This window comes from Kitasatospora sp. NPDC047058, assembly GCF_040643935.1.
Lineage (GTDB): Bacteria > Actinomycetota > Actinomycetes > Streptomycetales > Streptomycetaceae > Kitasatospora.
Window position 1 is genome coordinate 1 of the sequence record NZ_JBEYVJ010000322.1, and the last position, 8096, is coordinate 8096.

11 protein-coding genes and 3 pseudogenes are annotated in these 8096 nt (G+C 68.7%); 7 read left to right on the forward strand and 7 right to left on the reverse strand.

Going from position 1 to position 8096, the window contains the following annotated elements:
- Together ABZ885_RS31385 and ABZ885_RS31390 are read left to right on the forward strand one after the other, a co-directional pair.
- Positions 1–737, forward strand: a pseudogene (locus ABZ885_RS31385) (hypothetical protein); the annotation flags it as partial.
- Positions 738–871: 134 nt separating this feature from the next.
- Positions 872–1096 (forward strand): annotated as a pseudogene (locus ABZ885_RS31390) (fatty acid--CoA ligase); the annotation flags it as partial.
- 117 nt (positions 1097–1213) lie between these two features.
- Here ABZ885_RS31390 and ABZ885_RS31395 read toward each other — a convergent pair.
- Together ABZ885_RS31395 and ABZ885_RS31400 are read right to left on the reverse strand one after the other, a co-directional pair.
- Positions 1214–1450, reverse strand: coding sequence for a hypothetical protein (locus ABZ885_RS31395; RefSeq protein WP_360196065.1), 237 nt, complete (start codon positions 1448–1450; stop codon positions 1214–1216).
- Positions 1450–1878, reverse strand: coding sequence for a hypothetical protein (locus ABZ885_RS31400; protein ID WP_360196068.1), 429 nt, complete (start codon positions 1876–1878; stop codon positions 1450–1452). Before ABZ885_RS31400 ends, ABZ885_RS31395 begins: the two co-directional genes overlap by 1 nt.
- A 154-nt stretch (positions 1879–2032) precedes the next feature.
- Between ABZ885_RS31400 and ABZ885_RS31405 the strand changes: the two genes are divergently transcribed.
- Together ABZ885_RS31405 and hemC are read left to right on the forward strand one after the other, a co-directional pair.
- The gene (locus tag ABZ885_RS31405; RefSeq protein ID WP_360196071.1) at positions 2033–2299 is read left to right on the forward strand and encodes a GntR family transcriptional regulator; all 267 of its coding nucleotides are present in this window, start codon (positions 2033–2035) and stop codon (positions 2297–2299) included.
- 107 nt (positions 2300–2406) lie between these two features.
- Positions 2407–3342, forward strand: a complete 936-nt coding sequence (hemC, locus tag ABZ885_RS31410) for a hydroxymethylbilane synthase (protein WP_360196074.1) — start codon at positions 2407–2409, stop codon at positions 3340–3342.
- Here the strand turns inward: hemC and ABZ885_RS31415 are convergent.
- The 5 genes from ABZ885_RS31415 to ABZ885_RS31435 form a co-directional block, all read right to left on the reverse strand.
- Positions 3339–4313, reverse strand: a complete 975-nt coding sequence (locus ABZ885_RS31415) for a hypothetical protein (protein ID WP_360196077.1) — start codon at positions 4311–4313, stop codon at positions 3339–3341. The genes hemC and ABZ885_RS31415 overlap by 4 nt on opposite strands.
- Before the next feature lie 504 nt (positions 4314–4817).
- Positions 4818–5324 carry an NUDIX hydrolase gene (locus tag ABZ885_RS31420; RefSeq protein WP_360196079.1) on the reverse strand — a complete coding sequence of 169 codons (507 nt, stop codon included), beginning with the start codon at positions 5322–5324 and terminating at the stop codon, positions 4818–4820.
- Between the two features lie 358 nt (positions 5325–5682).
- Positions 5683–6012, reverse strand: a complete 330-nt coding sequence (locus tag ABZ885_RS31425) for a hypothetical protein (protein WP_360196081.1) — start codon at positions 6010–6012, stop codon at positions 5683–5685.
- Positions 6013–6359: 347 nt separating this feature from the next.
- Positions 6360–6689, reverse strand: a complete 330-nt coding sequence (locus tag ABZ885_RS31430) for a hypothetical protein (RefSeq protein WP_360196084.1) — start codon at positions 6687–6689, stop codon at positions 6360–6362.
- Complete coding sequence (locus ABZ885_RS31435; protein ID WP_360196087.1) at positions 6686–6892, reverse strand: hypothetical protein; 207 nt, start codon at positions 6890–6892, stop codon at positions 6686–6688. Before ABZ885_RS31435 ends, ABZ885_RS31430 begins: the two co-directional genes overlap by 4 nt.
- A 173-nt stretch (positions 6893–7065) precedes the next feature.
- On the opposite strand from ABZ885_RS31435, the pseudogene ABZ885_RS31440 reads away from it, so the two are divergent.
- The 3 genes and pseudogenes from ABZ885_RS31440 to ABZ885_RS31450 form a co-directional block, all read left to right on the forward strand.
- A pseudogene (locus ABZ885_RS31440) lies at positions 7066–7266 on the forward strand (helix-turn-helix transcriptional regulator); the annotation flags it as partial.
- 51 nt (positions 7267–7317) lie between these two features.
- The gene (locus ABZ885_RS31445; protein ID WP_360196093.1) at positions 7318–7899 is read left to right on the forward strand and encodes a DUF5753 domain-containing protein; all 582 of its coding nucleotides are present in this window, start codon (positions 7318–7320) and stop codon (positions 7897–7899) included.
- Entirely contained in the window at positions 7886–8095 is a 210-nt protein-coding gene (locus tag ABZ885_RS31450; RefSeq protein WP_360196090.1) for a DUF397 domain-containing protein, read from the forward strand. Before ABZ885_RS31445 ends, ABZ885_RS31450 begins: the two co-directional genes overlap by 14 nt.
- The last annotated feature ends 1 nt before the right edge of the window (position 8096 follow it).

Sequence of the window (8096 nt, forward strand, 5' to 3'; positions counted from 1 at the left end):
ACAGGCGAAAGCTCGTCAAAGAGAGCGCGCCACGGGCGCGCAAGGGTATCTATGAGCTCACCGGCGCTATGGCGTGCGGTGGTTGCAGGAAGGGGGCAACGCTCAACGCGGCAGTCCGCAAGAAGCAGGCGATCAGCGGATTCGCATACCGCTGCGGAAGCCGGGCGCGCACGGCCGGGCACGCCTGCGAAGGCGTCTACATGAAGCGGCACGAAGTCGAGTCCGAGGTTCGGCAGTTCCTAGAGGTGCACGCCCGAGGCATCGACGAATCGCCGGCCGCGGAAGTGCAGCGCGCACATGAATCGGACGCGGCCCGGAAACGGGCAGACAAGCAGCGCACTGCCCTCGAAAAGGATCACAAGAGGCTCACAGTCGCGCTGGCGCGACTTGCCGTCGACAAGAACGTGAACCCGGAGAACTACGAGGAAGACGTCTACGAACTCGCCGTCGCCGAACTCAAGCGGGATCGCGACAAGATCGCGCGGCAGCTGCAGCAGGCAACCGTCGTTGTGGAACAGCCGGCCTTCGGCGACTTCCGCCCGCTGGTCGTCGGACTCATGGCCGAGTGGGACACCCTCCTGACTGCGGAGCGAAACGCGATCATCCGCAAGCTCGTTCGACGCGTCGCGCTGGTCAAGACGCCCGAGGGCGAGGTGCGGGTCGAGATACACCCCATCTGGATGCCCGACCCCTGGGCGAAGGAATCCGTGTCCGCGGCGCACGACCTCGCGGCGTAAGCGCCAGACCGAGAAACGGGTCTCATTCGGGCCCGGCCTGCTGACAGCGCAGCCACATCGCGCCAGAATCAGGCGACGAGACCGCTACTAGTCAGTAGCAATCTCGTCGCTCGCCGGCCGGTCAAGGAGGACCCGTGTACAGCACCATGCAAGACGTCCCACTCACCGTCGCCCGAATCCTTGAACACGGGTCCACGATCCACGGTCGATCGACGGTCACCACCTGGGACGGCACCGGCCCGGTCGTGCGGACGTACGCCGAGGTAGGCGCCCGCGCGGCACAGCTCGCCTGTGCTCTGCGCGATGAGCTCGGCTGTACCGAGGCGAGTGTTATTGGAACGTTGATGTGGAACAACGCCCCTAAAACACTCGCTGCCTGACCTGCGGGAACGTGGGCGGTGCGGCACGGTCAGGGCTGCAGAACAGCAAGCGGCCCCCGTTCGGGATGATCCCGAACGGGGGCCGACTTGGTGCTGCTACTTCTGGGGGCGTGCGTTGCGGCGGTGCTGGGGGACGGCCCAGCAGTCGAGGGATCGGAACCGGAGCAGGCCGTCAGTCCACGGGCGGGGGTCGTGGGTGGCGCGGGGGGCGTGGTGTACCTCCCAGTACTCGCCCGCCAGGATGGACCAGCCTTCGGCGTGGCACTTCCTGAGCCCGCGCGTGTTGCCCTTTCGAGTGCCGTTGGCCAGGGCCACGATGAACGGCCGTGCCATCACGCCACCGCCCCGGCGGGGGCGCCCCAGAGGATGTGTTCGGGGTCGGGAAGTTCGATCGATGCCGCTTCGAGGGCACGGCGGTGTTCGACCTGCAGCCGCGCTTCGTGGTTGGTGACCCACCGGGGGACGACCTGAACCGTGCCGGGTCGGGGCAGGGTGAGCCGGGGGTCGTCCTGGGGTTCGCCCACCGGTGCGGGGGTGTACGGGCGGACTTCCGCGTTGTCCTCGCCGTTGAGTGGCTCTCGCCAGTCGATCAGGTGGGGCGGGAGCGGCGCCGGCGCGGGCCGGGCCGGCTCGGGTGTCGTAGGTGCGGCGGCCTTGGGCTGGTAGATGGGTCCCGGGTGTACGGGCAGGTAGAGCGCTATCAAGCCAGCAGCCAGGATTGCGGCCCAGGCGCCGAATGCCCAGGCGATAAAGTGCGTCATTGAGCCCTCCGCGGCTCCATGGCCCCGGGGGTGTGTCCAGCACCCGCCGGGGCTTTCTGTTGTTGTGGGGCGACGATAGCCGAACTCCTCTAAGTCATCTACCCATCTACTCCTCTAAGTAGAGTCACGCGCCGAGTCTTCGTACTCTTCTCGCATGCCCGACCCTGACCAGCGCCCGCGCCGCCTTCCGCCGTATCGCCTTGTTGCGGTTGAGCTGGCGGCAGAGATCCGCGCGGGTGAGTACGACTCGGGCAAGCTGTTCCCGTCGGAATCGGCATTGGCCACACGCTTCGGCCGAGCGACCATGACCATCCGGCGTGCGCTCGAATTGCTCCGGGACGACGGGCTGATCACGACCGAATGGGGACGGGGCTCCCTGGTCGTTCCGCCGAACGAGCGCCCGTCCGTGGGTGACAAGTAGCTCGGCCGGCCGGCCCACCCGCGTTTCCGACGCGCTGTCTGCATAAGCAGACAAGCGCGGGTCCTACCCTTGAACTGACTCACTGTCACTTCTAGGGGTTGGTCACCGTGCCTACGTTCCTGGTCGGCTCACGTGCAAGCGCCCTCGCGAGGGCGCAGGTTCGCGAGTACCTCGCCCCACTGCGCGAGCAGTTCCCGGATGTCAGGTTCACGCATCGGCCGATCCTCGAAGGGGGCGACCGTGACCGTCGTTCCCTCCTGTCCAGCGTTAGCGCCGTGAGCGGCGGGTCCGCCTTCAGTACGGAGCAGGAAGCGGCCCTAGTCCGCGGTGACGTTGACGTTGTGGTCCACTCCCTTAAGGATCTTCCGACGGCCAACCCCGAGGGGCTCGTGCTACTGCCTCCGCCGGGCCGCGAGGAAGTGCACGACGCGCTGTGCGGGTCGACGCTCGCCGGTCTCCCAAAGGGTGCGCGGGTGGGCACGGGCGCGGCCCGACGTGTCGCACAACTTCGGGCCGTACGCCCCGACGTTGAGTGCGTGCCGATCCGTGGCAACGTGCCCACCCGGTTGGCGAAGCTGCGGACGATGAAGCTCGACGCTGTCGTGCTGGCCGTCGCTGGTCTTCGCCGACTCGGTCGCGACGATGAGATCACCGAGGCTCTCCCGCTCGACCTGTTCCCGCCCAGCCCCGGGCAGGGCGCGCTCGGGATTCAGGTCCGCCAGGACAACAAGGCAATCCGGGACGTCCTCTCGACGGTTGGTGACGCTGCGGTCGACGCTGAGGTGCGCGCCGAGCGGGCCCTGCTCGCCGAGCTCCACGGGGGGTGCAGCGTCCCCGTGGGCGCGTACGCCGAGATGAGGCCGGACGGCTATCTCACGCTGTACGCCCAGGTGACATCGCTCGACGGCCGGCGCCGCGTGTCCGGTGAACTCCTCGGCCACGGCAGCGAGCCGGAGAAGTTGGGTGCCGCCCTGGCCGAAGAGCTGATCGACCAGGGCGCACGGTCCATCCTCGACGCGATCCGGCCCGCTGCTGCGGTCTAGCTGTTGAGCTGCCGGGCGATCTCTACCGCGCCATACGTGACGGTTGCGGTGGCGCCCGCCCGGCGGAGCGTGGTGCACAGCTCGGCGAGCGTCCGCACGTCCCGCCTGCCGGTCCCCGGGTCGAGCGGCGCTAGCTTGTTGTACTCCCCGGACACGGAGAACGGGAACAGGGGAGTGGTCGTCCGCGCTCGCAGGTCCCGGACCATGTCCCCGGTGAACAGCGCCGGTTCAAGTAGCAGTAGGTCGGCGCCGTCCTCGACGAGCCGCAGGGCCGCGCTGATGAACTCGCTCGGCCGGGTCGGGCTGATCTGAAATGCACGGTCCGCCCCGGCGTGCGGGGTCGCCCCCATGGTCAGCCGGAACCCGTCGTACAGGCTGCTGTGATAGATCACGTGCGGCATCACAGACCGGTCCTCGTACCCGGACTGGTCGAGCGCGTCGCGCGCGGCCCTGGTCGTGCCCAGCACCATGGACGCCGGGCCGATGATGTCGGCCCCGGCATCGGCATGGGCGACGGCCTGCTGCGCGGTGACCTCGATCGTGGCCGCGACGTCCGGGCGCCCGCGCTGGTCGGTCACGTAGCAGAGCCCGCCGGGGGTGTAGCTGCACAGGCAGGTTTCCGTCATGACGGCGACCTCAGGGGCGGCGTTCTTCGCCACGCGGACGGCGCGGGCCATCAGGGAATCCGAGGCCAGCGAGACACTGCCGGTCGCGTCCCGCGCGGTGGCCTGCGCGAAGATCTTCACAGACGGGATGCCGAGCCGGCTGCAGTCGCGCATGACGGTGGGGAGGCGGTCCACGGTCGTGGTCGGCATGGGGCCGTCGACGGCCTGCTCGTCGACGACCAGCAACACCATCGACAGGTGGGCAGGGGTGAGGGCCGGGCCGGTCAGCATCCGGTGGACGGCGGGGTTCGCCCGCGGGGGGCGGTTGCTCACTTCGGTGTCACGGGGGCTGTGCGTTGCGCTCATGGTCCCTCGCTTCCTTGGGTGATGAACCCGTCCCGGCCGCCGGATCTTGGCAGAGAGCAGCGGGCAGGACGGGGGTCTAGTGGGTGTTACCGGGCGTGCCGGGGCGGCCGGTGGAGCCGTCGCGCCTCGTACGGGTTCTCCATGTGCCGGGGCGCTGCGCACGTGAGGGCCCAAGACATCGGGACGCCGTCCCTGTTGACGAACTCGAACTTCACGGCGGTCCGCAGGGTCACACCGGTAATCGGGTCGAGCTTCCGAACGCGCCGGACGAACGTGCCCGTGCGCCCGTCGTGGTGGATGTACCGGCGTCCGATCGGCGGAAGTGCGAGATCTTCGACGCACCCGCCCGCCGCCCGCTCCGGACACTCGCAGCCGCTCGACGTCGCGTCGATCACTGTTACGGCGTAGGTGGCACTTTCGAGGCTGGCGTAGGCGTCCGGCGCCACGGGTTCGGCACGTTGTCGTCTCGGGATGGGCACGGTCGTTGCCGCCTTCCGGGAGGTCCTACGCGGCGCGGAGCTGATCGGCCGGCTCGCCCACGTAGGCGAGTTGCAGCCTGATGCCGCGCAGCGCGACGGCGTAGGCCGCACGGATCCGGTGCTCGATGACCGGCAGGACGTAGCGGGAGAGGGCGTCGAGGGGCACCCACTCGAACGCGTCGACCGCTTCGGTTCGGATCGGCAGGGACAGCGCTGCGGCGTCTGCGCTGACCATCAACCCACCATCGAGCACCACGGCCAACGCCTCGGCGGACCCCGTCTCCAGGTTCGCCGGGTGCTGTTCGAGGAGCAGCGCGCCCATGGTTGCGCGGCGCATCCCCATGCTGTCGGTGAGCGCCCGCGCGGCGGCCTCGGACACGGACTCCTTCGGGTGCACGCCGTCGCCGGGCAGCACCATGTCGGACCGGTGCTTCGGCTGCACCAGCAGAACACGGCCGAGCCGGTCACGGATCAGCACGGACACGTCGACACGGCGGCGCGGCTGCGGCGGGTCAAGGCGCAGGGGTTCCACAGGAGTTGTTCCGTTCCGTCAAATGGCTGTCTGGTGCCCGCCCCGAGCCGGGAATGGGTGGAGCGGGGCGGGGGTCGTGTGGTGAGAGCCCCCAGCCCTGTGAGCAGTACAGGGACAGGGGGCGGCGTGCGCGCGGCCCTGGGGGCACCCGCCCCCGGACCGCGCCCCGGCACGGTGCTGGTCTTCGATGCCGCGTGCCGAGCATGTGACCCGCCCTGGTCGTCCGTGGGTTGCACGGCGCTGTGCCAGGGCGGGGGTTTCCGGGGGCAGCGTCAGGTGTTGCCCTCGGAGCTTGCGGCCCGCTCTGATCACGTCCGGGGGGTTGCGTGACCAGAGCGGGCAGTCTCGGGGGATCGGGCTAGCCGGTGGCCGGTTCGTTGAGTTGGGCGCGGACGGCGGTGGCGCACTGTGGGTGGCGCGCGAGGAACCGGTCAAGGTCCCGGGCCGTCAACCGATCGCGCCGTCGCTGCGACGCGAGCAGCCAGGCCACCCGGCGCCATCCGTCGATCAGCCAGCACCGCGAGCGGTACAGCGCCGTACCCGCATGGGCTCTGATCCGTTCACCGAGCCGGACCCGAGGAACCGGTTCGATCAGGAGCCGGGCCCACATGTCCGGTGTGCCGTTGTCCAGCATCCACCGGGCCAGGCTCGCCGCGGCGAACCGTGTGGTGAGCGATCGGCGGATCATGGGGAGTTACCTTCCTTCGATGGCCGGCAGCCGGAAGAAGCGGTGTCGGCGCGGCCGGGCGTGCCGACCACGGGCGGGCGTCACCTGAGCGTCACGCGTCCCTGCGTACTCCCAAATGCGGTCGTTGATTCGGGCGATGCAGTCGGTGCAGGCGTACAGCGGGGCAGTCAGTCCACCGGGGGCGGTCGCGGGGCCGAGCCAGAGAACCGGCAGGCCGCGACGTCCGCAGTAGAACCAGCAGTCGCCGGACACCCACGAGCTTCCGTCGCCGACCTGCGGGGGCAGCGGCCGGTCGCCACGGGCGAGGCCAGCCAGGACGGTGGTTGTGGCGGCGAGTTCAAGCGTTGTCACAGCGGTTCCACTGCCGGGCGCGCCACCATGCCCAGTTCCGCCAGCAGGCGGTACGACCGGTGCCCGGGGTGACCCCACAGGTGGAGCCGGATGAACTCCTGGTAGTCCGTGACGCTGGACACCTCGCCGGAGTCGGCGAGGCACTGCCGGCCGGCCTCGTCCTCGGAGACGCAGGTGAGCACGTAGGCCGGCGGGTCGACGTCGGGCCCGTAGTCGGGTTCGATCGTCCACTCGTTGTGCCGCGTAACCGTCTCGGACTCGATCCGGTCCGCACTGAGGGGGTGGGTCGTCGGGTTGGGCGTCCACAGCCCGTCGTCACGGATCACGCTGCGACCGCCGGGTCGGGCTCCGGGGTCGGGTATCGGCTGTCCGGGATCGAGACGACGAGGATGGTCGGCTCGTCCCCGTAGGGTTCGACGTTCGCGGGGGTCGTCGTCCACTCCGTACCGCCGGTGCTCGGCCTCAGGTAGACCTCGCCCCCCTGCGTGGCCATGTAGGTGCCGAGCCGGCCGGTACGCCGGTCCCTCACCAACTCACCCGGCCGGGGGCGGTATCGGGGCTTCGCGGGGGATGCGGGGGTGCGTCTACGCGCCATGGGGGCTCCGTTCCGTAACGCAATGGCTACCGGGTGCGCCAACTGTCCTCTAAGCTTCGGGGCTATTCAACTTGTCTCCAGCAGTTCGTTTGGTAGGGCGAATCGCCGTGAACAAAAGGGAACTTGACCCCGAAGCCTCACCGGCTGGCGAGTTCGGGGCGCTGCTTCGCACGTCACGGGAGCAGCGGGGGTGGACGCAAGAACATCTCGCGTTACTGGTCGGCTGCACGTCGTCGTACATCTCGGCACTCGAACATGGCCGTAGGAAACCAAGTCAACAGATCGCAACAGCACTTGACAGAGCGTTTGGTTCCGGAGAGCAGTTCCTGAGGGAGTGGGGCACGTCAGGTCAGAGGGCCTTGTTCGAGGGCTTCGACGAGTACGTGCGCAGCGAGTCGAAGGCAACAACGCTGCGGCTGTTCGAGATCAACATCATCCCGAGCTTGCTGCAGACACCTGACTACGTCCGTGCCTACCAGGCGGCGCCTGTACTGCGCGGTGTTGCAACTGAGGAGCAGGCCGACAAGCGAACCGAGCTGCTGTTCCGCAGGCAGCAGGCCCTCAGTCGAGACCCGGCGCCGTTCGTTCAGGCGGTCATAGACGAGGGGGCACTGCGTCGACCGATCGGGGGCCGTGACGTCATGAGCGCACAACTCCGGTACCTTGAAGCCCTTGCGGCTCGTCCTCGCTTCCTGCTTCAGGTGGTCCCGTTCTCGGCAGGCGAGGCTAGACCGTTCGCGCATCCAATTACGTTGCTGACCATGCCGAACAGGTCCATCGTTGGCTATAGCGAGACGGAGCGGCGCGGCTTTCTTGAGCGTGATCCCAAGACGCTGGCTGACTGGACCAGTGAGTACGATCACCTGCAAGGCGAGGCGTTGTCCCGGGCTGCGAGCATCGAGTTCATTCGAGAAGTGCGGAAGGGTTTTGATCATGGATGACCTGCACGGCGCCGCTTGGCGCAAGAGCTCCCACAGTGCCCAGGCAGGACAGTGCGTCGAGGTCTCGGACAGCCTTCCCGGCAACGTCCCGGTACGTGACTCCAAGGACCCCATGGGGCCCGCGCTGGTCTTCCAGGCTGATGCGTGGTCGGCCTTCGTCTCTGCCATCCGGGCCGGCGAGTTCGGGGCCGTCTGAC